Here is a 26,523-nt window from a genome sequence, read left to right on the forward strand (position 1 = left end):
TCCCAGCAGGGGATGGAACCCGCGCACCCTTTCGGGTGGGCGGGTTCCATCCCCTGACTGCATTCCCGGAACAATCCCCGGGCAGCCTGCAGGTCGCGGGGATTTCACAGTGGCCACGGGGGAATCGGGGCGAGCGAAGGCTGTGCGGAGACTAGACTGGGCGCCATGTCCACCATCTCCCGCGACGAGGTCGCGCGCGTGGCTGCGCTGGCACGGATCGATCTGCGACCGGACGAGGTCGCCCGCCTGGCAGGCGAGCTCGACGTGATCGTCGAGTCCGTCGCTCGCGTGAGCGAGGTCGCTACCGCAGACGTGCCGGCCACGAGCCACCCTCTCCCGCTGACGAACGTGTTCCGTGACGACGTGCCGGAACCCGCCCTGCCGATCCAGGACGTCCTGGACGGCGCCCCGCAGCAGGAGAACGGACGGTTCGCCGTCCCGCAGATCCTCGGCGAAGAGTGATGGGAAGCAGCGACATGACACAGGACATCACCCGGCTCAGCGCGTCCGACCTCGCGTCCGCGCTGGCCCGTAAGGACATCTCCAGCGTCGAGGCCACACAGGCCAACCTGGACCGCATCGCCGCCGTCGACGGAGACCTGCACGCGTTCCTGCACGTCTCGTCGGACGAGGCACTGGCGACCGCTGCCGACGTCGACGCGAAGCGTGCCGCGGGCGAGGAGCTGCACCCGCTCGCGGGCGTTCCCATCGCGGTCAAGGACGTCGTGGTGACGAAGGGCCTGCCCACCACCGCGGGATCGAAGATCCTCGAGGGCTGGATCCCGCCGTACGACGCGACGCTGGTGCAGCGCATCAAGGCCGCGGGCCTGCCGATCCTCGGCAAGACCAACATGGACGAGTTCGCCATGGGGTCCTCGACCGAGCACTCGGCGTTCGGCAACACCAAGAACCCGTGGGACCTGGACCGGATCCCGGGTGGCTCCGGCGGCGGCTCCGCCGCGGCCGTGGCCGGCTTCGAGGCGCCGCTCGCCATCGGCACCGACACGGGCGGCTCGATCCGCCAGCCGGGCGCCGTCACCGGCACGGTCGGTGTGAAGCCCACCTACGGTGGCGTCTCCCGGTACGGGCTGATCGCCATGGCCTCGTCGCTCGACCAGGCCGGCCCCGTGACCCGGTCGGTGCTCGACGCGGCGCTGCTGCACGAGCTGATCGGCGGCCACGACCCGCACGACTCGACGTCGATCAACGAGCCGGTTCCCGGCGTCGTCGCGGCGGCCCAGCAGGGTGCCAAGGGCGACCTGAAGGGCCTGCGCGTCGGTGTGGTCAAGGAGCTGTCGGGCGAGGGCTACCAGGCCGGAGTGTCCGCGCGGTTCGACGAGTCGCTCGAGCAGCTGCGCGCCCTCGGCGCGGAGATCGTCGAGGTCTCCTGCCCGAGCTTCGGCTACGCGCTCGACGCGTACTACCTGATCATGCCCGCCGAGGCCTCCAGCAACCTGGCCAAGTTCGACGGCATGCGGTTCGGCCTGCGCGTCGAGCCTGCCGAGGGGCCGGTCACCGCGGAGCGCGTCATGGGCGCCACCCGCGGCGCGGGCTTCGGCGACGAGGTCAAGCGCCGCGTCATCCTGGGCACGTACGCCCTGTCGGCCGGCTACTACGACGCCTACTACGGCAGCGCGCAGAAGGTGCGCACGCTGATCCAGCGCGACTTCGCCGCGGCGTTCGAGCAGGCCGACGTGCTGGTCTCGCCCACGGCGCCGACCACGGCGTTCAAGTTCGGCGAGAAGCTCGACGACCCGCTCGCGATGTACCTCAACGACATCGCGACGATCCCCGCGAACCTTGCCGGTGTGCCCGGCATGTCCCTGCCGAACGGCCTGTCCGACGACGGCCTGCCGGTCGGCTTCCAGATCCTGGCCCCCGCCAAGGCGGACGACCGGCTGTACCGCGTGGGCGCCGCCCTCGAGGCAGCCCTGGAGTCCCGCTGGGGCGGACCCATCCTGAACAAGGCACCCGAACTCAAGACCACGGAGCTCGCCCGATGACTGCCCAGACATCCGCGACGGCGACGAAGCTTGTCGCCTACGAGGACGCCGTCCGCCGTTACGACCCGGTGCTGGGCATCGAGGTGCACGTCGAGCTCGGCACGCTCACCAAGATGTTCTGCGCGGCCGAGGTCGCCTACGGCGGCGAGCCCAACACCCAGGTGACCCCCGTGAGCCTCGGGCTCCCCGGGGCGCTGCCGGTGGTCAACGGCAAGGCCGTCGAGTACGCGATCCGGATCGGCCTCGCGCTGAACTGCACGATCGCCGAGAGCTGCCGGTTCGCCCGGAAGAACTACTTCTACCCGGACGTGCCGAAGAACTTCCAGACGTCGCAGTACGACGAGCCGATCGCCTTCGACGGCTGGATCGACATCGAGCTCGACGACGGTGAGGTCTTCCGCGTCGAGATCGAGCGCGCGCACATGGAGGAGGACGCCGGCAAGAACACCCACGTGGGTGGCTCGACCGGCCGCATCCAGGGCGCCGAGTACTCGCTCGTCGACTACAACCGCGCGGGCATCCCGCTGGTGGAGATCGTGACGCGGCCCATCGAGGGGGCCGGCGAGCGTGCTCCCGAGGTCGCGCGTGCGTACGTGCAGACGCTGCGCGACATCTTCCGCTCGCTCGACGTCTCCGAGGCCAGGATGGAGCGCGGCAACGTCCGCGCCGACGTGAACCTGTCGCTCCGGCCCACGCCCGAGTCACCGCTGGGTACGCGTACTGAGACCAAGAACGTGAACTCGTTCCGGTCGATCGAGCGCGCCGTGCGCTACGAGGTGTCCCGCCAGGCGGGTGTGCTCGACGCGGGCGCGTCGGTCGTCCAGGAGACGCGACACTTCCACGAGGAGGACGGCACCACGTCGTCGGGCCGTGTGAAGTCGGACGCCGAGGACTACCGCTACTTCCCCGAGCCGGACCTGGTGCCGGTGGCCCCGAGCCGCGAGTGGGTCGAGGAGATCCGGGCGACGCTCCCGGAGATGCCGGTCGCCCGTCGCCGTCGGCTCCAGACGGAGTGGGGCTACGCCGACGCCGAAATGCGTGACGTCGTCAACGCGGGCGCGATCGAGCTCATCGAGGCGACCGTCGCCGCGGGCACGAGCGCCGCGGGCGCGCGCAAGTGGTGGATGGGCGAGCTGGCCCGCCGGGCCAACCAGGACGAGGTGACGCTCGAGGAGCTCGCCGTCACCCCGGCGCAGATCTCGCAGCTGCAGGGGCTCGTCGAGTCGGGCCGGATCAACGACAAGCTCGCCCGCCAGGTGCTCGACGGCGTGCTCGCCGGCGAGGGCGACCCGGAAGCCGTCGTCGTGGCGCGCGGCCTCGAGGTCGTGTCCGACGACGGTCCGCTGCTCGCCGCCATCGACGAGGCTCTGGCGGCCCAGCCCGACATCGTCGAGAAGGTCCGTGGTGGCAACCAGGGACCGGTCGGCGCGATCATCGGTGCGGTCATGAAGGCGACGCGGGGCCAGGCGGACGCCAAGCGGGTCAGGGAGCTGGTGCTGGATCGGATCGCCCAGTGAGGTCGCGTTCGGCGAGGCCGGTCACGTGACCCGCGGGCCGCTCCTGCACGGCGAGATGATGCGGTTGCGCCCCATCGAGGGGCGCGACGCGGCACGCCTGTGGGAGGCGGTGCAGGACCCGGAGGGCACCCGCCTGACCGGGACGACCGCCGTCTTCACCCGCGACCAGATCGACGAGTGGGCCAGCACGGTCAGCGACCGGCCCGGCCGCTACGACTGGGCCATCTGTCCGGCCGCGGAGCGGGACGGCAAACCGGTCAGCGACGAGATGATCGGCGAGATCGTGCTCAACGACCTCGACGAGGACGTCCGCTCGGCCAACCTGCGGCTCCAGCTGCTGCCGAACTACCGCGGCCGCGGGTACGGCAGGGAAGCCATCCAGGAGGTGCTCCGGTTCGCGTTCGACGGTGTCGAGGGCGAGCCGGGGCCCCGGCTCCACCGGGTGAGCCTGGACGTGCTCAGCATCAACCCACGTGCCCAGGCGCTGTACGAGTCGCTCGGCTTCCGCGAGGAGGGCCGGCTGCGGGACATCTACCGCGACGGCGACACGTGGGCGGACGCCGTCGTGATGAGCATTCTCGAGGACGAGTACCGGGCGCTGCAGGACTGAGCCGGCCCGGGCCGGCTAGGGACCGCCCGTGATGTAGGCGGTCAGCTGGTCGCGCTCGGCCTGGACCTCGGCGATCCGGTGCTTGACCACGTCGCCGATGCTCACGATGCCGGTCAGCCGGGCGTCCACGAGCACGGGGACGTGCCGCACCCGGTGCTCGGTCATCACGGGCATCAGCTCGTCGAGGGTGGCCTCCGGTCCGCAGGTGTGCACCGCGGCGGTCATGATCGCCTCCACCGTGCCGTCGAGCACCTCGTCCCCGTCCGAGTGCAGCCGCCGGACGACGTCACGCTCGCTGACGATCCCGTCGACGCTCACGCCGTCGTCCGACACCACGACGGCGCCTATGCCGTGCTGGGCGAGAAGGGCGAGCAGGTCCCGCACGCTCCGGTCCCTTGAGATGGTGACCACCGAGCTGCCCTTGCGCCGCAATGCCTCTGTCACCCGCATTCGAGCACCTCCGTCGCGTGCACGCCGGGGACCGCGTCCTTGCGTGCCCCTGCTACGACCGTACGGCACCAGGCGAGGATCAGGTAGGGGAGGGGGAACACCGGAGGGTCACCCTGTGGACGCCGGCCGTCGTGGAGCGCGTACCGGAGGTAGCGTGCTGCAGGCCGTTCGCCTTGCACACAGCGCGGCCACCCAGCATCGAAGGAGCTGAACTGTCATGAGTCGTCCCCTGCGCTCCCGGACGTCCACCCACGGTCGCAACATGGCCGGAGCCCGCGCGCTGTGGCGCGCCACGGGCATGGGTGCCGATGACTTCGGGAAGCCGATCATCGCGATCGCGAACTCGTACACGCAGTTCGTACCGGGGCACGTCCACCTCAAGGACATGGGCGACCTCGTGGCGTCGGCGGTCCGCGAGGCCGGCGGGGTGGCCAAGGAGTTCAACACGATCGCCGTCGACGACGGCATCGCGATGGGCCACGCGGGAATGCTCTACTCGCTGCCCAGCCGCGACCTCATCGCGGACTCGGTCGAGTACATGGTGCAGGCGCACACGGCGGACGCCCTGGTGTGCATCTCGAACTGCGACAAGATCACGCCCGGCATGCTCAACGCCGCGCTCCGGCTCAACATCCCGGTGATCTTCGTGTCCGGCGGCCCCATGGAGGCGGGCAAGGCGGTCGTGGCCGACGGCGTCGCGAAGACCCCGCTCAACCTGATCAACGCGATCAACTACTCGGCCGACGAGAACGTGGACGACGCCGCGCTCGGCCTGGTCGAGGAGAACGCCTGCCCCACCTGCGGCTCGTGCTCCGGCATGTTCACCGCGAACTCGATGAACTGCCTCACCGAGGCGCTGGGGCTGTCGCTGCCGGGCAACGGCTCGACGCTCGCGACGCACGCCGCCCGCAAGGAGCTGTTCCTCGAGGCCGGCCGCACCATCGTCGACCTGGCCCGCCGGTACTACGACGACGAGGACGACAGCGCGGCGCCGCGGGGGATCGCGACCAAGGCGGCTTTCGCCAACGCGATGACGCTCGACGTCGCCATGGGTGGCTCCACGAACACGGTGCTGCACATCCTCGCCGCGGCCCAGGAGGCGGAGGTCGACTTCACGCTCGCCGACATCGAGGGCATCAGCCGCCGGGTCCCGTGCCTGTCGAAGGTCGCGCCCAACCACCCGGACTACCACATGGAGGACGTCCACCGGGCCGGCGGTATCCCCGCGCTGCTGGGCGAGCTCGACCGGGGCGGCCTGCTCGACCACGACGTCACCTCCGTGCACACGCCGACGCTGCGCGCCTGGCTCGACGACTGGGACATCCGAGGCGGCAAGGCCACCGAGCGAGCCCTCGGCCTGTTCCACGCCGCGCCCGGCGGGGTGCGCACCACCAAGGCCTTCTCCACGAACAACCAGTGGGAGAGCCTGGACACCGACGGCGCGGGCGGCTGCATCCGCGACGTCGAGCACGCGTACACCGTCGAGGGCGGGCTCGCCGTCCTGCGCGGCAACCTCGCCGAGGACGGCGCCGTCTTCAAGACGGCGGGCGTGGACCCGGACGTGTTCCACTTCGTGGGCAAGGCGCTGGTCTGCGAGTCGCAGGACGAGGCGGTCGAGAAGATCCTGACCAAGCAGGTCGAGCCGGGCCACGTGGTCGTGGTGCGCTACGAGGGCCCCGCCGGCGGCCCGGGCATGCAGGAGATGCTGTACCCGACCTCCTACATCAAGGGCCGCGGCCTCGGGAAGGTGGTCGCGCTCATCACGGACGGCCGGTTCTCCGGCGGCTCCAGCGGCATCTCCGTGGGGCACGTCTCCCCGGAGGCGGCCGCGGGCGGCACGATCGGCCTGATCGAGGACGGCGACGAGATCGAGATCGACGTCGACACCCGCATGATCCGGGTCAACGTGGCCGACGATGTACTCGCCGAGCGCCGCGCCAAGATGGAGTCCTCGGAGCGCCCGTGGCAGCCCGTCGCCCGCGACCGGTACGTGTCGCCCGCGCTGCAGGCCTACGCGGCCCTGGCGACGTCGGCCGACCGGGGTGCCGTGCGGGACGTGGCGCGGCTGCGCCGGGGCTGATCGCGCGGCGGCGTTTCGAGTGTCGGAGTCTCGTGCCATGGTGGGGTGATCCGGACACCTGACCCAGGGAGAACGACTCATGAGCGACGCGATCACCGCTGCCGATTTCATGGCGGGCGCGGGCACCGGCGACTGGCGGGTGCAGGGCGGCTCGGCGGTCGTGCGATTCACCACAGGCTCGTTCGCCACGGGGCTGAGGTTGATCACGCGCATCGGCGCGCTCGCCGAGGCCGCCAACCACCATCCGGACGTCGACCTGCGCTATGAGACCGTGACGGTGCGGACCTCGTCACACGACATCAGCGGGCTGTCCCGCCGAGATCTCCTGCTCGCGCAGGAGATCTCGGCGGCGGCTCGTGAGCTCAGCATCGCGGCGGACCCGGGCGATCTCTGACCGCCGAAAAACATGGTGAGCCGCGTCCGGCGGGCGGGTAGAGTCCCGCGTTTGTGCGCCCGCTCCCGTCCCCTGCCCGGAACCCGTACTGGCGGTTCCTGGTAGCGGGCTTCCGCGGGCAGTCCGCCTACCCGCTGGCGATGCTCGCCGGCCTGGTGGCGAACGCGACGTTCGGCCTGCTCAAGGGCGGAATCATGGGCGCAGCGGTCGAGAGCTCGGGCGGCGAGCTGGCCGGCTACTCGGCGGCCACGATGGCAGCGTTCGTGTGGCTCGGGCAGGGGATGCTCGGCTCGGTGAACCTGTGGGGCGGCAACGACCTCCAGGTCCGGATCAAGTCGGGCGACGTCGCCGTCGACTTCCTCCGGCCGGTGAGCGTCCAGGCGGCACACGTGCTGACCGAGATCGGCAAAGGGCTGTTCGCCCTGCTGCCGCGCGGGCTGCCGAGCGTGCTCATCGGCGTGCTGCTCGCCGGCATGGCCCTGCCGCCCTCCGCCGGCGCGTACGCACTGGGCCTGCTCAGCCTCCTGATCGGCATCGCGGTCTCGCACGCGACCATGTACGCCGTGGCGACCTCGGGGTTCTGGCTCGTCGAGAGCCGCGGCATCAGCGTGTTCTACATGGCGATCTCCGGATTCTTCGCCGGCCTGTTCACGCCCATCTACCTTTTCCCGGACTGGCTGCTGACCGTCGCCCTCCTCACGCCGTTCCCGTCGATGATGCAGCTGCCGATCGACGTGCTCTCCGGGCAGGTCACCGGGGCCGGGGCATGGCAGCACGTCGGGGTGCAGACCCTGTGGCTCGCGCTGGTGCTCGGCGCCGGGCACCTCGCCACGCGGGCCGGACGCCGCAGGCTGGAGGTGCAGGGTGGCTGAGGCACGCGGCAGGCTACGGGCCTACCGGGCGGTCATCGCGAGCCGGGCTCGCTCGCAGGCCAGCTATCGCGCCAGCTTTCGCATGGACCTCGTCGGTGCGGTGCTGGTCGGGACCATCGAGTTCACCGAGATCTGGGTGCTGTACTCGGCGACGGACCAGATCGGCGGGTTCACGCTCGCGCAGATCATGCTCGTGTTCGGCCTGTCCGACCTCGCCTTCTCCCTGGCGGACCTGGTGGCGGGACACTGCGACAACCTGCCGGTCTACGTGCGCGCCGGGACGCTCGACGTGTTCTTCCTGCGGCCGCAGCCGCTGCTGGCACAGCTCGTGACGAGCGACCTCAGCCTGCGCCGCATCGGGCGCTGCCTGGTGGGCGCGGCGGCGCTGACCGTAGGGCTCGTGATCAACGACATCGACTGGAACGCCGGCACGGTCGGCCTGCTGGTACTCGCGCTGGTCTGCGGGTTCGTCATCTTCACCGCACAGTTCGTCACCGCCGCCGGGCTGCAGTTCTTCCTGGTCAACGGCGCCGAGATGACCAACGCGTTCGTGTACGGCGGACGGTACGCGGCGACGCAGCCCGCCACCGTGTGGCCCCGGGGCCTGCTGGTCGTCTTCGCCGGCGTCTTCCCCGTGGCCTTCGCGTCGTACCTGCCGGTGTCCACCCTGCTCGGCATGCCCGGCCTGGCCGGGCTGCCGACCTGGCTCGGCTGGTGCGCGCCGGTGGCCGCCCTCTGGGCGGTCGTCGTCGCGGGACTGTGCTGGCGCTGGGGCCTACGTCACTACCGAGGAGCTGGCGGATGAACGTCATCGAGGCAGAGGGCCTGACCCGGGTGTTCACCGGGCGGCCGGACCGCAAGAACCGGCTGCGGCGCAGTCGGCACGTCGCCGTCGACGGCCTGGACCTGACCGTCGAGGCAGGAGAGTCGGTCGGCTACATCGGCGCGAACGGCGCGGGCAAGTCGACCACCATCAAGATGCTCGTCGGCATCCTGGTGCCCACCAGCGGCGCGGTGACCACCGTCGGGCTGCACCCGCTGAAGCAGCGCCGCGCGCTCGCGCGCCGGATCGGCGTGGTCTTCGGGCAGCGCTCACAGCTCTGGTGGGACCTGCCCGTGCGGGAGTCGTTCTCGATCCTCGCCGCGATCCACTCGCTCTCCGCGGCCGACGAGCGCGCCCGCACCGCCGAGCTGGTGGACATGCTCGAGATGGGGGAGTTCCTGTCCACGCCGGTACGGCAGCTGTCCCTGGGGCAGCGCATGCGCGCGGAGGTCGCAGCGGCACTGCTGCACCGGCCGGAGCTGGTCATCCTCGACGAGCCGACGATCGGCCTCGACGTGCTGTCCAAGCAGCGCCTGCGCGAGTTCCTCGTGGCGCAGCGGCGCGAGCACGGCACCACGCTGCTGCTGACCACCCACGACATGGGCGACGTCGAGCGGCTCTGCGACCGCATCCTCGTCGTGGACCACGGACAGCTCGCGTTCGACGGCACGCTCGACGGGCTGAGCCGCACGGTCGGCGCCCGGCGCGAGCTCGTCGTGGACCTCGCCACGGAACGCCCCGACCTGGTGGACCTCGACGGCGCGGAGCACGTCCGCAGCGAGTCGGGCGGCCTGCGGCAACGCCTCGCCTTCGACCCGCAGCACACGACGGCGGCGCGGGTGCTCGCCGCCGTGTCCGAACGGGCCGAGGTCGTGGACCTGTCGATCGCCGAGCCCGACATCGAGGACGTGGTGCGCGAGATCTACCGCGCCACCCGCCGCTGAGCCCTCCGGCGGCGGATCAGCGGCGGGAGACCAGCAGCTCCGACCAGGCCGGGACCAGCACACCCCGGGCCGCACGGCGCCGGACGACGCGCAGCGGCTCACCGGTCGACCACAACGTCCGCAGCAGGGTGTTGATCTCCGCCCTGGCCAGCGCCGCACCCAGACAGAGGTGCCGGCCCGCACCGAACCAGAGCTGCCGCGACTCCCGCACGTACGGCCGATCAGCCCGGAACGGGCCCGCCGCGGCATTCGCCGACCAGACCAGCAGCATGATCCGCTCGCCGGCGCGCAGCCGGGCACCGCCCACCTCGACGTCGGCGGCCACCCCTCGGCCGATCACCGACGCCGGACTCGTCACCCGCAGACCCTCACGCACCACGTTCTCGACCGGGTCGGCCTCCCCGGGGTTCAGGAGGCGGGCCGTCCGCGGCCCACCGGCCTCGGCCGAGGGGACGGGTACACCCGCCGCCGTACCTGCCCGCATCGCCGCGAGCATCCGGTGCTGCTCGCCCGTGTCGATCAGCAGCGCCGTGGTCCGGCCCATGGCGCTCGCGGCGGTCTCCGTCCCCGCGACCATGAGCAGCGAGGCCAGTCCCGAGGTCTCGGTCAGCCCGAGGCCGAGCTCCCTGCACCGGCCGAGCAGGGTGTCCGGAGGGGCGTCGCGCCAGCCGTCGGGGATCCCCGCGGTCAGCTCGGCGACGATGGTTTGCGCGGTCGCCACCTGGTCCGGCGTCAGGATCGTCGACCCCGCGGTACCGAGCGCGACGGTGGCCAGGCGCTCCCCGGTCTCGAAGATCCGCAGCGCCCCCTCGTCGTCGGGCCAGGCGCCGCCGTGCCCCGCCGGGCGGGGGATGCCCAGCAGGTCGATGACCATGCGCCCCACGAGCACCCGGGCGAGGTGCGCGACGTCGAGCGTTCCGCCGGAGCCGAGCACCGCGTCCGCCTCGGCGATCCGCTCGCCCCAGGCGGTCTGGACGAGGTCCCGCGAGACGGCCTCGGTGAAGAGCTCGCGCGTGCGGGTGCGCAGGTCGTGGTGGCCGGGACCGTCGAACAGGTCGAGCACCCAGTCGCCGAGGATCTGGGCCCACAGGTTCCCCACGCCACCCTCGCCGAGGATCGTGAACGACCGGTGGTCCTGCAGCACCGCCCGCGCCACCACCGGATCTGCCGTGACCCACCCGATGCCTGGCACCTTGCGCACCGGGGAGCCCGCGCCGGGCCATCTCCGCGCGGCGGTGCCGGCGAGCAGCAGGCCGGCCATCGCGGGCCGGGCGCGGTACAGCAGCCCCAGCTCGTGCCGGGTGGTCGGAAGCATCTGGTTCACGGCCGTCACCCTATGGGCTCAGCCGTACAGTCCCTGGACGTCCAGCTCGATCGGGAACGGCAGGTCGACCTTGAGGGTGTCGCGGAAGATGCCGATGGGGACGTAGGTCCTGGTCAGGTCGTCGAGCTCGTAGACATGGATCGCGGTCGACGCGTTGCCGTCCTCGTCCTCCACCCGCCAGAAGTGACGGATCCCCGCCTCGGCGTACTTGTGCGGCTTGACCGACCGGTCGCGGTGCCTCGACTCAGGGGAGACCACCTCGACCGCCAGCACGATGTCCTTGGCCTCGTACCAGGTCGCGTCGCCGGCGATGGACGCCGTCGACGCGATCAGGTCGGGCTCGGGACGATTGTGCTTGTCCAGGAGGACGGTCATCTCGCTGTCGACGGAGACTCCTTCCGGAGCCTGGCGCGTCAGGTTGGTCCGCAGGGCAAAGATGACACTGCTGTGCCAGCGGCGTTGTGGGGACATCATGAAGACGAGGGCTCCGTCGATCAGCTCGGTGTGGCGTGGAGCGTTCGGCAGATTGTCCAGGTCCTCGGCGAGCCAGCCTTCCGGGCGCGGCGGGCGCATCCAGTCGGGCAGCTCGGTCATGGCACCACGGTAGCAACGCGCAACTGTCGTGTCAGGACTCGTCGCTGCCGCTGTCGATCGCACACCTAGACGTTAATACGTCTAGCGAAGACCCGCGCGGCATGCGCGTGCCCTACCCTGTGCCGAGTGCTCCCCGAACCGGCCGCTGTGCTGAACCCGGCACCGGCCCGACCTGCCGAACCGTCCGCGTCGCACCCGACGGCGCCGCACCAGCCGCGTCCCCGCCCCGTCGCCCGCATCGTCGACGTCGCCGTGCACCTGCCCGAGCGCACGCGCGACGTCGCCGAGGCGGAGCGTGACCTGCACCGCAGGAACCCGAAGGTCGCGCCGCGGCTCCCGATGGTGTCCCGCCTGACCGGTGTGCGCCGCGTCCACGTGGCCGACGACGACCTGCAGGCCTCCGACCTCGCCGTCGCCGCGTCCCGCACCGTGCTCGGCCGCGCCGGGCTGGGGCCCGCGGACGTCGACCTGCTGATCTTCGCGTCCGCCACCCAGGACATGATCGAGCCCGCCACCAGCCACATCACGGCGGCCAAGCTCGGTGTGCGCGCACCGGTGATGGACGTCAAGAACGCGTGCAACTCGGTGCTCAACGGCATCGAGGTGGCCGAGGCCCTCATCGGCACCGGCCGGTACCGCCGCGTGCTCGTCGCGTGCGGCGAGATGCCCACGCGAGGCGTGCGGTGGGACGTGCCGGACCGCCGTACCTACGCGATGTCCGCGGCCGGGTACACGATGTCCGACGCCGGCGCGGCGGTGCTCCTCGAGGCGACCGGCGAGGCGACCGGCGCCGTCGAGACCTTCGAGGACGACCTGGCCGCCGAGCTCGCCGGGCTGGTCCGCGACGAGGGGCCGGGAGCGCCCGGGCCGCCCGGGGGCCCGCCTTCCGGCATCCTCGCCTCGGCGTTCGCGGCCGAGTCGCAGCACTGGGACGTCGGGATGCTGCCGGGCGGTGGAACCGTCAACCCGCGCGACCCCGAGCGGAGCTACTTCGAGATCGACGGCTCGCGGCTGCGCGAGGCGTTCCTCGCGCTCGGGTCGGGCCCCGTGGGCCAGGCCATGGACCAGGCCGGCGTGACCATGGACGACGTCGCGCTCGTCGCCGTGCACCAGGTGGCCGTCGGCTATCTCGGGGACGTGCACCGGGCGCTCGGCGTGCCGGCCGACCGCACGATCGTCACCGTCGCCGATCACGGCAACATCGCGTCGGCGACCCTGCCGCTGCAGCTCGTCGAGGCGCAGGAGTCGGGACGGCTGCGGCGGGGCGACGTCGTGCTGCTGCTCGGGCTCGCCGGCGGCATCAGCATGGGCGCGATGGTGGTCCGGTGGTGACCCCCGCCGAACGCCCGCGTCTCGCCGTCGTCGTGCCCGCGCTGAACGAGGCGCACGAGCACGGGATCCTGCGTACGCTCGAGGCGCTGCACGAGCAGGAGGACGACGACTTCGACCTGGTGGTCGTGGACAACGGCTCCACGGACGGCACGCCCGACGTGGTGCGCAAGGCGATCGCCGAGTGGGGGCTGCTGCGCTGGCACGTGGTCACGGAGGACCAGAAGGGGACCGGCGCCGCCGCCGACACCGGGATGCGCGCCGCGATCCGGCTGGGCGCCGAGCTGCTGGCCCGGACGGACGCCGACTGCCTGCCCCCACCGGGCTGGACGCGCGCGGTGCGGGAGGCGTTCTCGTCGGGCGACGAGCTCGTCGCCGGGCGGCTGGTGCCGCGCGACGACGACCTGCCGGTGTCGCGGTTCCAGCAGGGCGTGCTGTCGTTCGCGCTGTGGGCCTCGAGCACGTTCGGCAAGGTCCGGCCCGGCAACCAGGACGAGGGGTACCTCGGGCCGTACGTGATGACGCCCGGCTGCAACATGGCGATCACCGCGTCCCTGTACGAGCGGGCCGGCGGGTTCCCGCGCACCCGCATCGAGGACGTGCACGAGGACCGCGCCCTCGTCAACGCGGTACGGCGGCTGACCACCCGGTACGGCGAGCACCGTGCCGTGTGGGTGCGCGCCTCGACCCGCCGCGTGCACGCCTGGGGCCTGGTGCGCACCCTCGGCTGGTACGCCGACCACCGGTACCGGCCCGAGGTCGTGGACATCCGATGAGCGCCGTGCCGGTGATGGCCGACGCCCGGGGCGTCGGCGCGCCGGGCGAGGGCGTCTGGGAGGAGCGCGTGCAGCGCGCGGCGCACCCGCTGGCCTACCCGGCGCTGCGGTCGGCGCGGAGCCGGCCGGTGGTGCGCGTGCCGCGGATCGGGGTGGTGGTGAGCGACGCCGCGCTCGCCCGCGAGGTGCTGCTCGACCTCGACCACTTCTCCAAGGTGGGCCCGGGGGCGCCGTCGGACCTGTGGACGCCGGTGCTCGGCCCGTCCGTGCTGCTCAACATGGAGGGCGCCGAGCACGCCGCGCTACGGCGCGCGCTCGGGCCCCTGTTCTCGCCCCGCGCGGTGCGCGAGCTGGTGCACGCGGACGACGCCGGCGGTCCCGGTACCCTCCCGGAGCTCACGCGCCGGCTCGCCGACGGGCAGACCGTCGACCTGGCGGCGGCGGTCACCACGCAGGCCGGAGCGGTGATCTGCGGGATGGTCGGGCTGCCCCCGACGGACGAGGCCGTGCGCTCGGCCATGACCGCCGCCCAGACGATCACCGGGATGGTGCGGCTGCACCGGCACGGCCTCACCCGCACCCAGGTGGCGCGGGCACGGAGCGTGCTGGACCGGCTGACGGCGCCCGCGCGGGCCGCCTACCGCGCCGGTGACCCGGCGACGGTGCCCGGCCGGATGCGCGACCTCGGGCTCTCGGAGCGTGAGGCGATGGGCGCCGTCGGCGCGTTCGTGCTCACCGGCACCGAGACCATCCAGTCGTTCGTGCCGCGGCTCGTGGCCGTCGCGCACGACACCGGCTGGACCCGGCGCCTGCTGACGGACGACGCGCCGCTGCGGCGGCGCGCCGTCGAGGAAGGCCTCCGGGTCACCGTGCCGACGCCGGCGATGCTCCGCTCCGTGCGCGCCGCCACGACGGTCGGCGGCGTGCCGGTCACCGCGGGGGACCGCGTGGTGATCGCCACCCTGAACTGCTGCCGGGCGCCGGGCGGGTTCGACCCGGACCGCCCCGTCGACCCGGCCGTGCGGCACCTCTGGTTCGGCGCCGGCCCGCACTTCTGCCTCGGCATGCCGCTGGCCATGGCGCAGGTCGACGCGGTGCTCGACGCGCTCGCCGCGGCGTCGGACGACGTCCGGACTCCGGTCGTGGGGCGCCGTCGCGCCGCCCGTGGCGTGCTCGTCCCCGCCTACCGCTCGCTCGAGCTACGCCTGCAGGAGACGGCTGGGGAGTACGCCGCATGACGCACTTCGTGGACGAGCTGCTGACCCGTGCGCAGCGCACACCCGACGTGGTCGCGCTCCGCTGGTTCGGCGGAGGCCCGCCCGGCGCTCGCGACGGCGCCCGCGCGCGGCAGGAGGTGACGTTCGGCGACCTGGCGGACCGGGTCGAGCGGACGGCGGCCGGGCTGCGGGCCGGCGGCATGCGGCCCGGTGACCGGGTCCTGTTCAGCATCCGGCCCCGGCCGGAGGGCGTGATCCTGTGCCTCGCCGTGCTGCGCGCGGGGGGCGCCGTCGTCTTCGTGGACCCCGGTTCGACGCCGGAGCTGTTCGCCGCCCGGATCGCGGCGGCCAGGCCGGCCTGGGCCGCGACCGAGGCGCTGCTGTACGCGGCGTCGTCCGGTCCGCTGCGGGGGATCGCCCGGTCGCGCGGGCTCCTGCTCCCGGACTACGGGCGCCTGCCGGTGCGGCACCTGTACACGGGCCCGTGGCTCCCCGGGGTGCCGCGCGGGGCGCTCCGGGTGGCGCGCCTGGGCAGGACCACGGAACAGACGCCGGAACCGCCCGCGCCGGACGAGGTCGACGCGGAACGGGAGGCGCTCGTCGTCTTCACGTCCGGGACGACGTCGGACCCGAAGGCCGTCGTGCACACCGCCCGCACGCTCGGCGGGATGCTGGGCCTGTTCGCGCAGGTCGGCGGCCTCCGGCCTGGGCAGCGTGCGCACACCGACCAGATGTTCCTCGGGCTGCCCGCGCTGCTGGCGGGCGGCACGTGGGAGATCCCCGCGAGGGCCCCGAAGGACGCGCCCGAGGCGTTCGCGCGTGGCGTGGCCGGCGCCGACTCGTCGTTCCTCGTCCCCGCCGACGTGACGGCGCTGCTCGACGTGCTGGAGGCCCGCGGTCCCGCCGGCCCGGGTGACGGGCCCGCCGTGCTCGCCGTCGGGGCCGCGCCGGTCACCGTCGCGCTGCTCGAACGCGGCCGCCGCGTGCTGCCGGGCACGCGCTGGCTCGCCGTCTACGGGGCGACCGAGATCCTGCCCGCCGCGGTGACGGACGCGGACGAGAAGATCGCCGCCGCCGCGGACGGCGACCTCGTGGGCCGTCCGCTCGACGGCATCGGCGTCCGCATCGACACGACGGCCATGGATCCTGACGAGGCCGAGGACGAGGCCCCGGTGACGTCCCAGGGCGCGCGCCAGGTCGGCGAGCTCGTACTCACCGGGCCGTCCCTCATGGCCGGGTACCTGTCCGACCTCGACGCCGGCGGGCCGCGTGCCACCGAGCACCGCACCGGGGACCTCGCCTACCAGGACGACGCCGGGCGGATCGTGCTGGTCGGCCGCAACCGGGACATGATCATCCGCGGGACGGTGAACATCTACCCGGGCCTGTTCGAGCCCCGGCTGCGGGACCTGCCGGGCGTGGCCGACGCCGTGCTGGTCGGCGTCCCCGTACCCGACGGGGACGAGCGGGTGGTGCTCGTGGTGACCGCCGCCGAGTCCCCGGCGGCCGGTGCGCCGCAGCTCCGGACCGGCACCGCGCTGACCCGGACGGTCGCGGAGCAGGTCACCCGGGTCCTGGACCACGGAGCACTGCCCGACCTGGTGGTCGAGGCGTCGCACCTGCCCGTGGCCGGGCGCTCCCGGAAGCCTGATCGTCGCGCGCTGGTCAACTTGGTGTCACCGCTGGCCGGTACAGTGCGCGCATGAGGGTGGCGGTGACCGGTTCGTCGGGTTTTGTCGGTGGGGCTGTGGTGCGCGATCTCGCGGCGCGCGGACACGAGGTGATCGCGTTCTCGCGGCGCGTGCCGCGGCTGCCGAGCGAGCTCCTGGCCCAGGTGTCCCATCAGTTCTGGGATCTTCGGGACGGGCCGCTGGCCAAGGAGGACCGCGCGGAGGACGTCGACGCCGTCGTGCACTGCGGCGCCGCCGTGGCGGACGGCGGGAGCCACGCCCACGCGTGGGTCGTCAACGTCGAGGGCACGCGCGCGGTCCGTGAGACGTTCCCGGAGGCACGGTTCGTGCACGTGTCCTCGGGCAGCGTGTACGACCCGCGCACGCCGAGCGTCGCCGTGTCCGAGTCGGAGGCGCCGTCGCGCGGCTACGTCAACCCGTACGGCTCCACCAAGGCGGCCGCCGAGCGGTACCTGACCGCCGACGCCGCGCGGGAGGGCCGCGGCCCCGTCATCGTGCTGCGGCCGCACGCGGTCTACGGCCCCGGGGACACGACCCTGCTGCCCCGCCTCGAGTCCGCGGCGGTCGGCGCCTGGCTGCCGATCCCCGGTGGCGGCAAGGTGCGCCAGCACCTCACGCACGTCGACACCCTCACGCAGGCGGTGCGGGCGGCTCTCGTCGCCGACGTCGAGCCGGAGGTCGCGGCCGGCCGGCCGCTCGTGGCCAACGTCGCCGACGCGCGGCCCGTCGACCTGGACGAGACGCTCGAGCTGCTGATGTTCGCCAGGTTCCGGCCGGTGCAGGTGGTCGGCATCCCGATCCGCCTCGCGAACGCCCTGGCCTGGGCGGGGGAGCGCGTGTCCCGGTGGACCGGCCGCGAGCCCCGGCTGTCGCGGTACGCCATCAGCCACCTCGCGATGGAGCGCACCTACGACCTCACGGTGCTGCGCGAGCGCCTGGGCGTGGACCCGGCGCCGACGTCGCTGCACGGCGCGATGAGCTGGTAGCCGGCTCGCCCGGAGGCGCGGAATCCCGGGGCTCGACCCCCTTGCTGTCTCGGATGGTGGGACCTTCGGCCCGCTGGGTGACACCGGCGCAGATTCGGCGTAACGTGCGTCACGTGCAGACGATCATTCTTGTAGTACTTCCTGAGCGCGCGGCCTAAGCCCCAGCACAGGCATCGTCCGCGCGCTCACCCTGGCAGTCCTTGCTCATCAAGGACCCGGGGTTTTTTTGTTGTCACGAACGCTCGCTTTCGCCCCGGACGGGGCGCGACGGCAGGAGATCCGCATGACCGGTACACCGACACCCGCACAGATCGCCGCGCGTGCAGAGGCGCGTGACCAGGTGCGCACCGAGCTTCGGTCCCGTGTGGTTTCGGGCAAGGGTGAGACGGAGGCGGCAGCGCCGCGCGTCGGGCCCGAAGAAGTCACGGGCGCCGAGTCGATCGTCCGGTCGCTCGAGGAGGTGGGCGCAGAGGTCGTCTTCGGCATTCCCGGTGGAACGATCCTGCCGACCTACGACCCCCTGATGGACTCGGCGAAGCTCCGGCACATCCTGGTGCGCCACGAGCAGGGCGGCGGCCACGCGGCGTCGGGCTACGCCCATGCGACCGGCAAGGTCGGCGTGACGATGGCGACGTCGGGCCCCGGTGCGACGAACCTGGTGACGCCGATCGCCGACGCGCACATGGACTCCATCCCGCTCGTCGCGATCACCGGCCAGGTGGGCGCCTCGTCGATCGGTACGGACGCGTTCCAGGAGGCCGACATCGTCGGCATCACGCTGCCGATCACCAAGCACAACTTCCTGGTCACCGACCCCGCCGAGATCCCGCGCACCATCGCGGAGGCGTTCCACATCGCCTCGACCGGCCGGCCAGGCCCGGTGCTGGTCGACATCGCGAAGTCGGCGCAGCAGGCGCGCACCACGTTCTCGTGGCCGCAGGACCTGAACCTGCCGGGCTACCACCCGGTGACCAAGCCGCACTCCAAGCAGATCCGTGAGGCCGCGAAGCTCCTGGCGACGGCCCGGCGGCCGGTGCTCTACGTCGGCGGCGGTGTGATCCGTTCGGGTGCCGCGGAGCTGCTGCGCCAGCTCGTCGACCTGTCCGGCGCGCCCGTCGTGACCACCCTGATGGCCCGGGGCGCCGTCCCGGACAGCCACCCGCAGCACCTCGGCATGCCGGGCATGCACGGCACGGTGCCCGCGGTGGCCGCGCTGCAGAAGGCGGACCTGGTCTTCGCGCTCGGCGCCCGGTTCGACGACCGCGTGACCGGCAAGCTCTCGAGCTTCGCGCCGCTGGCGACGGTCGTGCACGCGGACATCGACCCGGCCGAGATCGGCAAGAACCGCGAGGCGGACGTCCCGATCGTCGGCGACCTCCGCGAGGTCATCGGCGACCTGCTGCCCGAGCTGGCCAGGGAGCACGAGGCGCACGGCAAGCCGGACGTGGAGGGCTGGTGGCGTCAGCTCGACGAGTGGCGCCGCACCTACCCGCGCGGCTACACCGAGCCGGAGGACGGCCATCTCTCGCCGCAGCACGTGCTCCAGCGGATCGGTGACCTGACGGGACCCGAGGGGATCTACGTGGCGGGCGTGGGCCAGCACCAGATGTGGGCGGCGCAGTTCATCAGCTACGAGCGGCCCAACAGCTGGATCAACTCCGGTGGCCTCGGCACGATGGGCTACTCGGTCCCCGCCGCCATGGGCGCGAAGGTCGGCTCGCCCGACCGGACCGTGTGGGCGATCGACGGCGACGGCTGCTTCCAGATGACCAACCAGGAGCTCGCCACCTGCACCATCAACGACATCCCCATCAAGGTGGCGGTGATCAACAACAGCTCGCTGGGCATGGTGCGGCAGTGGCAGACGCTCTTCTACGAGTCGCGCTACTCCAACACCGACCTGCACACGGGTCACGGCACCATGCGCGTGCCCGACTTCGTGAAGCTCGCCGACGCCTACGGCTGCGAGGGCATCCGCGTGGAGCGGGCCTCCGACGTGGACGCCGCCATCAAGCGGGCCAACGAGATCGACGACCGTCCGGTGGTCGTGGACTTCACCGTCTCGCGCGACGCGATGGTGTGGCCCATGGTCGCCGCCGGTGTGAGCAACGATGACATCCAGTACGCACGCGGCATCTCGCCGGCGTGGGAGCGAGAGGACTGACCCCATGTCGAGGCACACCCTGTCGGTGCTCGTGGAAGACAAGCCCGGCGTGCTCACGCGCGTCGCCGGGCTGTTCGCCCGCCGAGCGTTCAACATCCACTCCCTGGCCGTCGGCCCCACGGAGCACGAGGAGATCTCGCGCATCACCGTGGTGGTCGACGTCGAGGAGAACCCTCTGGAACAGGTCACCAAGCAGCTCAACAAGCTGGTCCATGTGATCAAGATCGTCGAGCTCGAACCCGAGTCGTCGGTGCACCGCGAGCTGCTGCTCGTCAAGGTGCGGGCGGACGCCACCACCCGAACCGGGGTGCTGGAGGTCGTCGAGATGTTCCGGGCACGCGTCGTCGACGTCGTGCCGGACTCCGTGGTCATCGAGGCGACGGGTCCCGCGGCGAAGCTCGACTCGCTGCTCGCGGCGCTGGAACCGTACGGCGTCCGTGAGATCGTCAAGTCCGGGACCCTGGCCATCGGCCGGGGAGCCCGGTCCATCACCGACCGTGCCTTCGAGCGCGCGGTCCGGTCCGCGTGACCTACTGACTTACTTTCCCACCCGAGATATCAACTCAAGGAGCAAGAACCGTGGCTGAGCTGTTCTACGACGACGACGCCGATCTGTCGATCATCCAGCAGAAGAAGGTCGCTGTGATCGGATACGGCAGCCAGGGCCACGCGCACGCCCTGAACCTGCGTGACTCCGGTGTGCAGGTGACCGTCGGCCTGCGCGAGGGCTCGTCGTCCCGCACGAAGGCCGAGAACGAGGGCCTCACCATCGCGACCGTGCCGGACGCCGTCCGCGACGCCGACGTGGTCGTCATCCTCGCACCGGACCAGGTGCAGCGGCACCTGTACGCCGAGGACATCGCGCCGAACCTCAAGGAGGGCGCCGCGCTCGTCTTCGGGCACGGCTTCAACATCCGGTACGGCTACATCAAGCCCGAGGCCGGCCACGACGTGCTGATGGTCGCCCCCAAGGGCCCCGGCCACATCGTGCGCCGTGAGTTCGCGGACGGCCGCGGCGTGCCCGTGATCGTCGCCGTCGAGCAGGACGCCTCCGGCACGGCCTGGGACATCGCCCTCTCGTACGCCAAGGGGATCGGCGGCCTGCGCGCCGGCGGTATCAAGACGACGTTCACCGAGGAGACCGAGACCGACCTGTTCGGCGAGCAGGCCGTGCTGTGCGGTGGCGCCTCGCAGCTGGTCCAGTACGGGTTCGAGACGCTGACCGAGGCCGGCTACCAGCCGGAGGTCGCGTACTTCGAGGTGCTGCACGAGCTCAAGCTGATCGTCGACCTGATGGTCGAGGGCGGCATCGCCAAGCAGCGCTGGTCCGTCTCCGACACCGCCGAGTACGGCGACTACGTCTCCGGTCCGCGGGTCATCGACCCGAGCGTGAAGGAGAACATGAAGGCCGTGCTGGCCGACATCCAGAACGGCGCCTTCGCCGAGCGGTTCATCGCCGACCAGGACGCGGGTGCCCCGGAGTTCAAGGAGCTGCGCGCCAAGGGCGAGCAGCACCCGATCGAGTCCACCGGGCGCGAGCTGCGCAAGATGTTCTCGTGGATCAAGCCGTCCGACTCCGACTACGTCGAGGGTCAGGCCGGTCGCTGACCGTAGCGTCCGCAACGCACGGCGCCCCGCTCTCCCGGACGGAGAGCGGGGCGCCGTCGCGTGTCAGGCGGGGCGCCGCCGCTCCGCGAGGAGCGGGACGGCCACGCCGACGAGCGTGAGGGCAGCGCCCACGAAGGTGGCGACCCCTGGTGGCGTGGCGCCCGGCGTCAGCGCGTCGAGCACCAGCGCCGTGACGATCTGCCCGGCGATCATGCCGAGGCTGAGCAGCAGGACGCCGATCCGGTGCACGATGGCCGCCGACAACGCGATGAACGCGATGCCGATGAGCCCGCCCGTGTACAGCAGCGGGTCCGTCGGGAACGCGCCGTCGGGCAGGCCCTCGACCAGCACGGACACGCCCAGCGCGGTGGCCAGCACGACGGTGCCCACCACGAAGTTCACGAACGTGGCGGCGAGCACGTCGCCTGCGGCGGCGCGGACGTGCCCGTTGACCGCCTGCTGCCAGGCCGACCCGATGCCGGCCAGCAGCGGGAGCAGCGCCAGAGCCAGGGCGGACGGCGAACCGAGGCCCCCCGACATCGCGACGACGACGGCGGCGACGGTCAGCACCGGGCCGACGGCGCGTGGGAACGTGATCAGCCGTACGCCGCCCGGACCGAGGCCCCACCGGTCGATGACGACGGACCCGATGGACTGGCCGGTGACGAAGGCGACGATGAAGGTGGCGACCCCCAGCGCTCCGACAGTGAGGCCCTGGGTGGCGACGAAGAACCCGCCCGCGGCGCCGCCGAGGAGCTGCCACGGGCGCAGGCCGCCCGCGCGCACGGCGGCCGAGATCCGGCGCATCCCGGCCCGGCGGCGGCGCGAGACCAGCAGGGCCAGGGTCAGCAGGACCAGCCCGGACCCGAAGGAGACGACGGCCGCGAGGTAGCCGCTGCCGAGATGGTCGGCCAGCGAGCCGTTGATACGGCTCTGGACGGCGACCCCGGCTCCGCCGACGATCGCGAGGACGACGCCCGCCGCGGCGCGTCCGCCGGGACGGTCGGCGGGCAGGGTGGTGTCGGCAGCGGGGGCGGGATCGTCGAGCGAGAGGGTCGGGGGCACCAGACAAGTCTAGGAACGGCGCTTGCCCGGGGCACCGGTGCGGGGCTGTCTGCCGCGTCACACGAACGCGGCGCCCCACCCCCGAAGGGATGAGGCGCCGCGGCAAGCCGACCCGTCGGCCAGAACTGGCCGTCAGCCCTTCAGGGCGTCCACCCAGTCCTGGTTCTCCGCGATCCAGGCCTCGACACCGGCGGCCGGGTCGCCCTCGTTCTTGTTGACGACCTGGTCCTCCAGGGTGCCGTACTGCTCGTCGTCCAGCTTCGCGTTCGCCATCATCTCGGCGACCTCGGGGAACTCCTCGCTGAAGCCGGCGGTCGCGAGCTCGTGGAGGGCCTCGGGCTCACCGAGGGCGCCCTTCGGGTCCTCGAGGTCGCGGACGGGGAACTCGTTGTTCGCCCAGAAGGGACGCCACAGGGTGACGACGATGTCCTCCTCGGCTCCGACGGCCTCCTCGAGGGCGCTGAGCATCGCGGACGTCGAGGAGGTCTGGAGCTCCCAGCCGTCCTCGTCCAGGCCGTACTGCGGGATGACCTGCTCCTGCGTGGCCTTGGTGAGGCCGGCGCCCGCCTCGATGCCGACGATCTTGCCGTCGTAGTCGGCCGACTTGCCGACGAGGTCCTCGATCGACTCGAGCTCCGAGTACTCCGGCACCGCCATGGTCAGCTTGGCGTTGTCGTAGTACGCGCCGAGGTCCTCGATGTCGTCGCCGTACTCGTCCATGTAGGACTTGTGCGTGACCTCGGGCCACGCGGAGGGGTACACGTCGACGTCGCCCTCGGCGAGCCCGGTGTACAGCGGAGCGGCGTCGTTGATCTCCTCGATCTCTACCGTGTAGCCGTCCTCCTCGAGGATGTTCTTCCACAGGTAGGCGGTGCTCAGGCCATCGGTCCACGAGGGGATGATGCCCATCGTGATGGTCTTGTCGCCGCCGCCGTCACCGCCGCCGCTCTCGTCGCCGGAGCCGCAGGCCGTGAGGCCGAGGGTCAGGGTGAGAGCCGCCGTGGCGGCTCCGATCCGCTTGCCGGTCGTGCCGATCATCGGAGTCCTTCCGTTTCGTATACAGGAATCGTTATGTATGGGTACAGGTGGTCTGCGAGCGGTGGAGGTCAGGCCGCGCTGGTGGCCGGCGTGCGGGTGAGCCGGTCGCGCAGCTCGCGGATCCGGCCGCGCCCGGGACGGCGGGAGCCGATCGACGCGGTGAGCCGGTCCAGGAAGATCGCGAGGATCACCACGGAGATGCCGCCGTCGAACCCGAGCGCGAGGTCGAGGGTCGAGAGGCTGGCGATCACCTCGCTGCCGAGCCCGGGTGCTCCGACGAGGCCGCCGATCACGGCCATGGAGAGCGACAGCATGATCACCTGGTTGATGCCGGCCATCACGGTCGGCAGGGCGAGCGGAAGCTGGACGTCCTTGAGGATCTGCCCCGGGCTGGCGCCGAAGGCCTGCCCTGCCTCGACCACCTCGCGGTCGACCTGGCGGATGCCGAGCTCGGTGAGGCGCACCGCCGGCGCCAGCGCGAAGATCACCGTGGCCACCATGGCCCCGGCCACACCGATGCTGAACAGCTTGACCACGGGGACCAGCCAGACGAACCCGGGCATGGTCTGCAAGAAGTCCATGATCGGCTTGAGGATGTTGCTGACCGTCGCGGACCGTGCCGCCCAGATGCCCAGCGGGATACCGATGACCAGGGCGCACAGCGTGGCGACCACCACGATCGCCAGGGTGTCCATGGCGGGCTCCCACATGTCCATCCCGATGATCAGGACCATGCCGACCAGGGTGCCGAGGCCGAACTTCCAGCTCCGGACGAGCCATGCGAGGAGCGCGAAGACGATGGTGAGGACGAGGGGGTCGGGCGCCTGGAGCAGTCCTGCGAGCCCGTCGATCGCGCCGGTGATGAGGTCGCCGAGGACGTCGAAGCCGGCGTCGAAGGTCTCCTTGAACCACTCGAACCCGGTCTCGAACCAGTCGCCGATCGGGATGGGCGGCACGATCGTCAGGGGAACGGTGCTGTCAGCCACGGACGGCCTCCTTCGTCTCGTCGGTGCCTGACACCGGTTCGTCCACCGTCGGCGCAGCGGCCGCCAGCTCGGCGTCGGTCTGCGTGGACAGCGCCGAGAGCAGCGTGACGCGAGGGATGACGCCGCTGAGCCGCCCCGCGTCGTCCACCACCGCGATGGCCGGGGTCTCGGCCGCCGGGCCGAACAGGTCGGCGAGCGAGGTGTCGGGGGAGACGCTCGCGAAGTCCGGCAGGGGCTTCAGGAGGCCGTCGAGGTTCTTCTGGTCGAGGTGCATGCTCACGTCGTCCTCGCGGACGTAGCCCTTCAGCGTCCGGTCGCGCGCGGTGACGAACAGCGCCGAGACCTGGTGCTCGCGCATCAGCTTGTGCGCGGCACGGGGCCCCTGCTCCGCCCCGAGCACGGCGACCGGCGGCTCCATGACGGACGACGCCGTCAGCACGCGGGTGCGGTCGACGTCGGCGACGAACTGGGCGACGTAGTCGTTGGCCGGGTCGGTGAGGATCTCCTCCGCCGTGCCGACCTGGACGATCCGCCCGTTGCGCATCATCGCGATGCGGTCACCGATGCGCATGGCCTCGTTGAGGTCATGGGTGATGAACAGGATCGTCTTGCCGAGCTTCTGCTGCAGCTCGATGAGCTGGTCCTGCATGTCGCGCCGGATCAGCGGGTCGAGGGCGCTGAACGCCTCGTCCATCAGCAGGATGTCGGAGTCGGCGGCGAGCGCGCGGGCCAGGCCGACACGCTGCTGCATGCCGCCGGACAGCTCGCTCGGCAGGTGCTCGTCCCAGCCGGTCAGCCCGCAGAGCTCCAGGGCCTCGTGGGCACGCCTGCGCCGCTCCTCCTTGGCCACACCCTGGGTCTCGAGGCCGTAGGCGGCGTTGTCGATGACCGAGCGGTGCGGGAACAGCGCGAAGTGCTGGAACACCATGCTGATGCGCTCGCGGCGCAGCCGGCGCAGATCCTTGCCGGTGGCAGCGGTGATGTTCTCGCCGTAGAGCTCCACGTGACCGGACGTCGGTGGGTGGAGCCCGTTGATCATGCGGATGAGCGTCGACTTGCCGGACCCGGACAGGCCCATGACGACGAAGATCTCGCCCTCTTCCACGGTGAACGACGCGTCGATGACCGCGGGCGTCAGCCCGGATCTCTTCAGCTCGTCGGTGTCGGCACCGGCCTCGAGGCGCTTGACGCCCTCGCTTGCCTTGCGGCCGAACACCTTGTACAGATGATGTGCCTGGATGGCTGGCACAGAGCCTCCTTGCCTTGGCAGGAAATATGGGAAGGCACGTTTGTGCGACGTGGACCGTCGTTCACCAGACCATGTCTGGTCATGCACATGCAAACTCGGTAAGCGTTCGTTATCGGATCGTTCAGCGTTCGTAACGCTGGCCACGCTCTCGTCCGGCGTGGGCAGGTAGGGCAGGATGTCCTCGTGACCCACGACGTGAACCCGCAGGCCGCGGACGACAACGAGCCGACCGACGCCGAGTCCAGGGCCGAGTCCTTCGACCCCGCGACGTTCCAGCCCGAGGCGGTGTCGGTCGAGGAGGCCGAGCTCGCCGCGGAGGTCCTCGACTTCTGGGCGGCCACCCGCCAGTACGCGGGCATGGCGAGCGCGAGCATCGTGGTGGGCCCGACCGTCGGCGAGACCGTGCCGCCGCAGGCCTGGTCGTTCGGCGACGAGCCGGGGCTTGCCGAGCGGCTGCTCGACGCGGTCCTCGCGGGGGACAAGACGGCGACCTCCTCTGCCCTGTGGGACTACGAGGACGAGGAGGCCCCGCTGCCGGTCGTCGGCGAGCTGTCGATCCTGCTGGACGGCGCGAGCCACCCGCGGGCCCTGATCCGTACCACGAGCGTGGAGACCACGACGTTCGAGGAGGTCGACGAGGACTTCGCGGCGGCGGAGGGCGAGGACGACCGCACGCTCGAGTCGTGGCGCACCGGGCACGAGGCGTACTTCCGCCGCAACCTCCCGGAGGGCCGGGAGTTCGCGACGGACATGCCCGTCGTGTGCGAGCGGTTCGAGCTGCTGTACCCGAGGCGCTGACCCGC

At 71.8% G+C, this 26,523-nt stretch carries 25 protein-coding genes; 18 read left to right on the forward strand and 7 right to left on the reverse strand.

Features of this window, described 5'->3' with window-relative positions; all coding sequences use genetic code 11:
- Positions 1-165: 165 nt before the first annotated feature.
- The 4 genes from gatC to ACYVK7_RS14865 are packed head-to-tail and all read left to right on the forward strand — an operon-like array spanning position 166 to position 4,130.
- A complete protein-coding gene (gene gatC / locus ACYVK7_RS14850) occupies positions 166-462 on the forward strand; it encodes an Asp-tRNA(Asn)/Glu-tRNA(Gln) amidotransferase subunit GatC (protein ID WP_460888496.1) in 297 nt (98 codons plus the stop codon).
- A gap of 14 nt (positions 463-476) precedes the next feature.
- Complete coding sequence (gene gatA / locus ACYVK7_RS14855; RefSeq protein WP_460888497.1) at positions 477-2,003, forward strand: Asp-tRNA(Asn)/Glu-tRNA(Gln) amidotransferase subunit GatA; 1,527 nt, start codon at positions 477-479, stop codon at positions 2,001-2,003.
- Positions 2,000-3,520: an Asp-tRNA(Asn)/Glu-tRNA(Gln) amidotransferase subunit GatB gene (gene gatB / locus ACYVK7_RS14860; RefSeq protein ID WP_460888498.1), complete on the forward strand. Its 1,521-nt coding sequence runs from the start codon at positions 2,000-2,002 to the stop codon at positions 3,518-3,520. The genes gatA and gatB overlap by 4 nt, the downstream gene beginning before the upstream one ends.
- Positions 3,521-3,545: 25 nt before the next feature.
- Positions 3,546-4,130 (forward strand): GNAT family N-acetyltransferase, encoded by a 585-nt coding sequence (locus ACYVK7_RS14865; RefSeq protein WP_460888499.1) that lies wholly within the window; start codon positions 3,546-3,548, stop codon positions 4,128-4,130.
- A 15-nt stretch (positions 4,131-4,145) separates the two neighbouring features.
- Here ACYVK7_RS14865 and ACYVK7_RS14870 read toward each other — a convergent pair whose 3' ends face one another.
- Positions 4,146-4,580 carry a CBS domain-containing protein gene (locus ACYVK7_RS14870; protein WP_460888500.1) on the reverse strand — a complete coding sequence of 145 codons (435 nt, stop codon included), beginning with the start codon at positions 4,578-4,580 and terminating at the stop codon, positions 4,146-4,148.
- A gap of 217 nt (positions 4,581-4,797) precedes the next feature.
- On the opposite strand from ACYVK7_RS14870, the gene ilvD reads away from it, so the two are divergent.
- The 5 genes from ilvD (at position 4,798) to ACYVK7_RS14895 (ending at position 9,693) form a co-directional block, all read left to right on the forward strand.
- Positions 4,798-6,660, forward strand: a complete 1,863-nt coding sequence (ilvD, locus tag ACYVK7_RS14875) for a dihydroxy-acid dehydratase (protein WP_460888501.1) — start codon at positions 4,798-4,800, stop codon at positions 6,658-6,660.
- Between the two features lie 79 nt (positions 6,661-6,739).
- Complete coding sequence (locus ACYVK7_RS14880) at positions 6,740-7,054, forward strand: 4a-hydroxytetrahydrobiopterin dehydratase (protein ID WP_460888502.1); 315 nt, start codon at positions 6,740-6,742, stop codon at positions 7,052-7,054.
- Between the two features lie 53 nt (positions 7,055-7,107).
- On the forward strand, positions 7,108-7,926 hold the full coding sequence (locus ACYVK7_RS14885; protein WP_460888503.1) for an ABC transporter permease: 819 nt from the start codon (positions 7,108-7,110) through the stop codon (positions 7,924-7,926).
- Positions 7,919-8,731 carry an ABC transporter permease gene (locus tag ACYVK7_RS14890; RefSeq protein WP_460888504.1) on the forward strand — a complete coding sequence of 271 codons (813 nt, stop codon included), beginning with the start codon at positions 7,919-7,921 and terminating at the stop codon, positions 8,729-8,731. Before ACYVK7_RS14885 ends, ACYVK7_RS14890 begins: the two co-directional genes overlap by 8 nt.
- The gene (locus tag ACYVK7_RS14895) at positions 8,728-9,693 is read left to right on the forward strand and encodes an ABC transporter ATP-binding protein (protein WP_460888505.1); all 966 of its coding nucleotides are present in this window, start codon (positions 8,728-8,730) and stop codon (positions 9,691-9,693) included. Before ACYVK7_RS14890 ends, ACYVK7_RS14895 begins: the two co-directional genes overlap by 4 nt.
- A gap of 16 nt (positions 9,694-9,709) precedes the next feature.
- Here ACYVK7_RS14895 and ACYVK7_RS14900 read toward each other — a convergent pair whose 3' ends face one another.
- A complete protein-coding gene (locus tag ACYVK7_RS14900) occupies positions 9,710-11,008 on the reverse strand; it encodes a cytochrome P450 (protein ID WP_460888588.1) in 1,299 nt (432 codons plus the stop codon).
- A 27-nt stretch (positions 11,009-11,035) separates the two neighbouring features.
- Positions 11,036-11,611 (reverse strand): Uma2 family endonuclease, encoded by a 576-nt coding sequence (locus tag ACYVK7_RS14905; RefSeq protein WP_460888506.1) that lies wholly within the window; start codon positions 11,609-11,611, stop codon positions 11,036-11,038.
- Positions 11,612-11,737: 126 nt separating this feature from the next.
- Between ACYVK7_RS14905 and ACYVK7_RS14910 the strand changes: the two genes are divergently transcribed.
- The 8 genes from ACYVK7_RS14910 to ilvC all read left to right on the forward strand — a co-directional run bounded on the left by ACYVK7_RS14910 (position 11,738) and on the right by ilvC (position 21,382).
- Complete coding sequence (locus ACYVK7_RS14910; RefSeq protein WP_460888507.1) at positions 11,738-12,943, forward strand: 3-oxoacyl-ACP synthase III family protein; 1,206 nt, start codon at positions 11,738-11,740, stop codon at positions 12,941-12,943.
- Complete coding sequence (locus ACYVK7_RS14915; protein WP_460888508.1) at positions 12,940-13,716, forward strand: glycosyltransferase family 2 protein; 777 nt, start codon at positions 12,940-12,942, stop codon at positions 13,714-13,716. The genes ACYVK7_RS14910 and ACYVK7_RS14915 overlap by 4 nt, the downstream gene beginning before the upstream one ends.
- Complete coding sequence (locus tag ACYVK7_RS14920) at positions 13,713-14,954, forward strand: cytochrome P450 (RefSeq protein WP_460888509.1); 1,242 nt, start codon at positions 13,713-13,715, stop codon at positions 14,952-14,954. The genes ACYVK7_RS14915 and ACYVK7_RS14920 overlap by 4 nt, the downstream gene beginning before the upstream one ends.
- Entirely contained in the window at positions 14,951-16,639 is a 1,689-nt protein-coding gene (locus tag ACYVK7_RS14925) for a class I adenylate-forming enzyme family protein (protein WP_460888510.1), read from the forward strand. Before ACYVK7_RS14920 ends, ACYVK7_RS14925 begins: the two co-directional genes overlap by 4 nt.
- Positions 16,636-17,610, forward strand: a complete 975-nt coding sequence (locus ACYVK7_RS14930) for an NAD-dependent epimerase/dehydratase family protein (RefSeq protein WP_460888511.1) — start codon at positions 16,636-16,638, stop codon at positions 17,608-17,610. Before ACYVK7_RS14925 ends, ACYVK7_RS14930 begins: the two co-directional genes overlap by 4 nt.
- Positions 17,611-17,893: 283 nt before the next feature.
- Positions 17,894-19,774 carry an acetolactate synthase large subunit gene (locus tag ACYVK7_RS14935; RefSeq protein ID WP_460888512.1) on the forward strand — a complete coding sequence of 627 codons (1,881 nt, stop codon included), beginning with the start codon at positions 17,894-17,896 and terminating at the stop codon, positions 19,772-19,774.
- 4 nt (positions 19,775-19,778) lie between these two features.
- Positions 19,779-20,303 carry an acetolactate synthase small subunit gene (gene ilvN, locus ACYVK7_RS14940; protein WP_460888513.1) on the forward strand — a complete coding sequence of 175 codons (525 nt, stop codon included), beginning with the start codon at positions 19,779-19,781 and terminating at the stop codon, positions 20,301-20,303.
- 50 nt (positions 20,304-20,353) lie between these two features.
- Complete coding sequence (ilvC, locus tag ACYVK7_RS14945) at positions 20,354-21,382, forward strand: ketol-acid reductoisomerase (protein ID WP_460888514.1); 1,029 nt, start codon at positions 20,354-20,356, stop codon at positions 21,380-21,382.
- 63 nt (positions 21,383-21,445) lie between these two features.
- Here ilvC and ACYVK7_RS14950 read toward each other — a convergent pair whose 3' ends face one another.
- From ACYVK7_RS14950 to ACYVK7_RS14965, 4 genes are all read right to left on the reverse strand, one after another.
- Positions 21,446-22,447 (reverse strand): DMT family transporter, encoded by a 1,002-nt coding sequence (locus tag ACYVK7_RS14950; protein ID WP_460888515.1) that lies wholly within the window; start codon positions 22,445-22,447, stop codon positions 21,446-21,448.
- Positions 22,448-22,579: 132 nt separating this feature from the next.
- A complete protein-coding gene (locus ACYVK7_RS14955) occupies positions 22,580-23,485 on the reverse strand; it encodes a glycine betaine ABC transporter substrate-binding protein (RefSeq protein ID WP_460888516.1) in 906 nt (301 codons plus the stop codon).
- Between the two features lie 68 nt (positions 23,486-23,553).
- On the reverse strand, positions 23,554-24,471 hold the full coding sequence (locus ACYVK7_RS14960) for an ABC transporter permease (protein WP_460888517.1): 918 nt from the start codon (positions 24,469-24,471) through the stop codon (positions 23,554-23,556).
- Positions 24,464-25,720, reverse strand: a complete 1,257-nt coding sequence (locus ACYVK7_RS14965; RefSeq protein WP_460888518.1) for a quaternary amine ABC transporter ATP-binding protein — start codon at positions 25,718-25,720, stop codon at positions 24,464-24,466. The genes ACYVK7_RS14960 and ACYVK7_RS14965 overlap by 8 nt, the downstream gene beginning before the upstream one ends.
- A gap of 183 nt (positions 25,721-25,903) precedes the next feature.
- On the opposite strand from ACYVK7_RS14965, the gene ACYVK7_RS14970 reads away from it, so the two are divergent.
- Positions 25,904-26,518 carry an ASCH domain-containing protein gene (locus ACYVK7_RS14970; RefSeq protein ID WP_460888519.1) on the forward strand — a complete coding sequence of 205 codons (615 nt, stop codon included), beginning with the start codon at positions 25,904-25,906 and terminating at the stop codon, positions 26,516-26,518.
- Positions 26,519-26,523 lie beyond the last annotated feature (5 nt).

It is taken from the genome of Promicromonospora xylanilytica (assembly GCF_054782895.1).

Coding starts and splice junctions, on each gene's coding strand:
- gatB (WP_460888498.1), top strand. CDS start 2,000: ATGACTGCCCAGACATCCGCGACGGCGACGAAGCTTGTCGCCTACGAG.
- gatC (WP_460888496.1), top strand. CDS start 166: ATGTCCACCATCTCCCGCGACGAGGTCGCGCGCGTGGCTGCGCTGGCA.
- ACYVK7_RS14905 (WP_460888506.1), bottom strand. CDS start 11,611: ATGACCGAGCTGCCCGACTGGATGCGCCCGCCGCGCCCGGAAGGCTGG.
- ACYVK7_RS14920 (WP_460888509.1), top strand. CDS start 13,713: ATGAGCGCCGTGCCGGTGATGGCCGACGCCCGGGGCGTCGGCGCGCCG.
- ACYVK7_RS14955 (WP_460888516.1), bottom strand. CDS start 23,485: ATGATCGGCACGACCGGCAAGCGGATCGGAGCCGCCACGGCGGCTCTC.
- ilvN (WP_460888513.1), top strand. CDS start 19,779: ATGTCGAGGCACACCCTGTCGGTGCTCGTGGAAGACAAGCCCGGCGTG.
- ACYVK7_RS14935 (WP_460888512.1), top strand. CDS start 17,894: ATGACCGGTACACCGACACCCGCACAGATCGCCGCGCGTGCAGAGGCG.
- ACYVK7_RS14900 (WP_460888588.1), bottom strand. CDS start 11,008: ATGCTTCCGACCACCCGGCACGAGCTGGGGCTGCTGTACCGCGCCCGG.
- ilvD (WP_460888501.1), top strand. CDS start 4,798: ATGAGTCGTCCCCTGCGCTCCCGGACGTCCACCCACGGTCGCAACATG.
- ACYVK7_RS14895 (WP_460888505.1), top strand. CDS start 8,728: ATGAACGTCATCGAGGCAGAGGGCCTGACCCGGGTGTTCACCGGGCGG.
- ACYVK7_RS14870 (WP_460888500.1), bottom strand. CDS start 4,580: ATGCGGGTGACAGAGGCATTGCGGCGCAAGGGCAGCTCGGTGGTCACC.
- ACYVK7_RS14880 (WP_460888502.1), top strand. CDS start 6,740: ATGAGCGACGCGATCACCGCTGCCGATTTCATGGCGGGCGCGGGCACC.
- gatA (WP_460888497.1), top strand. CDS start 477: ATGACACAGGACATCACCCGGCTCAGCGCGTCCGACCTCGCGTCCGCG.
- ACYVK7_RS14930 (WP_460888511.1), top strand. CDS start 16,636: ATGAGGGTGGCGGTGACCGGTTCGTCGGGTTTTGTCGGTGGGGCTGTG.
- ACYVK7_RS14925 (WP_460888510.1), top strand. CDS start 14,951: ATGACGCACTTCGTGGACGAGCTGCTGACCCGTGCGCAGCGCACACCC.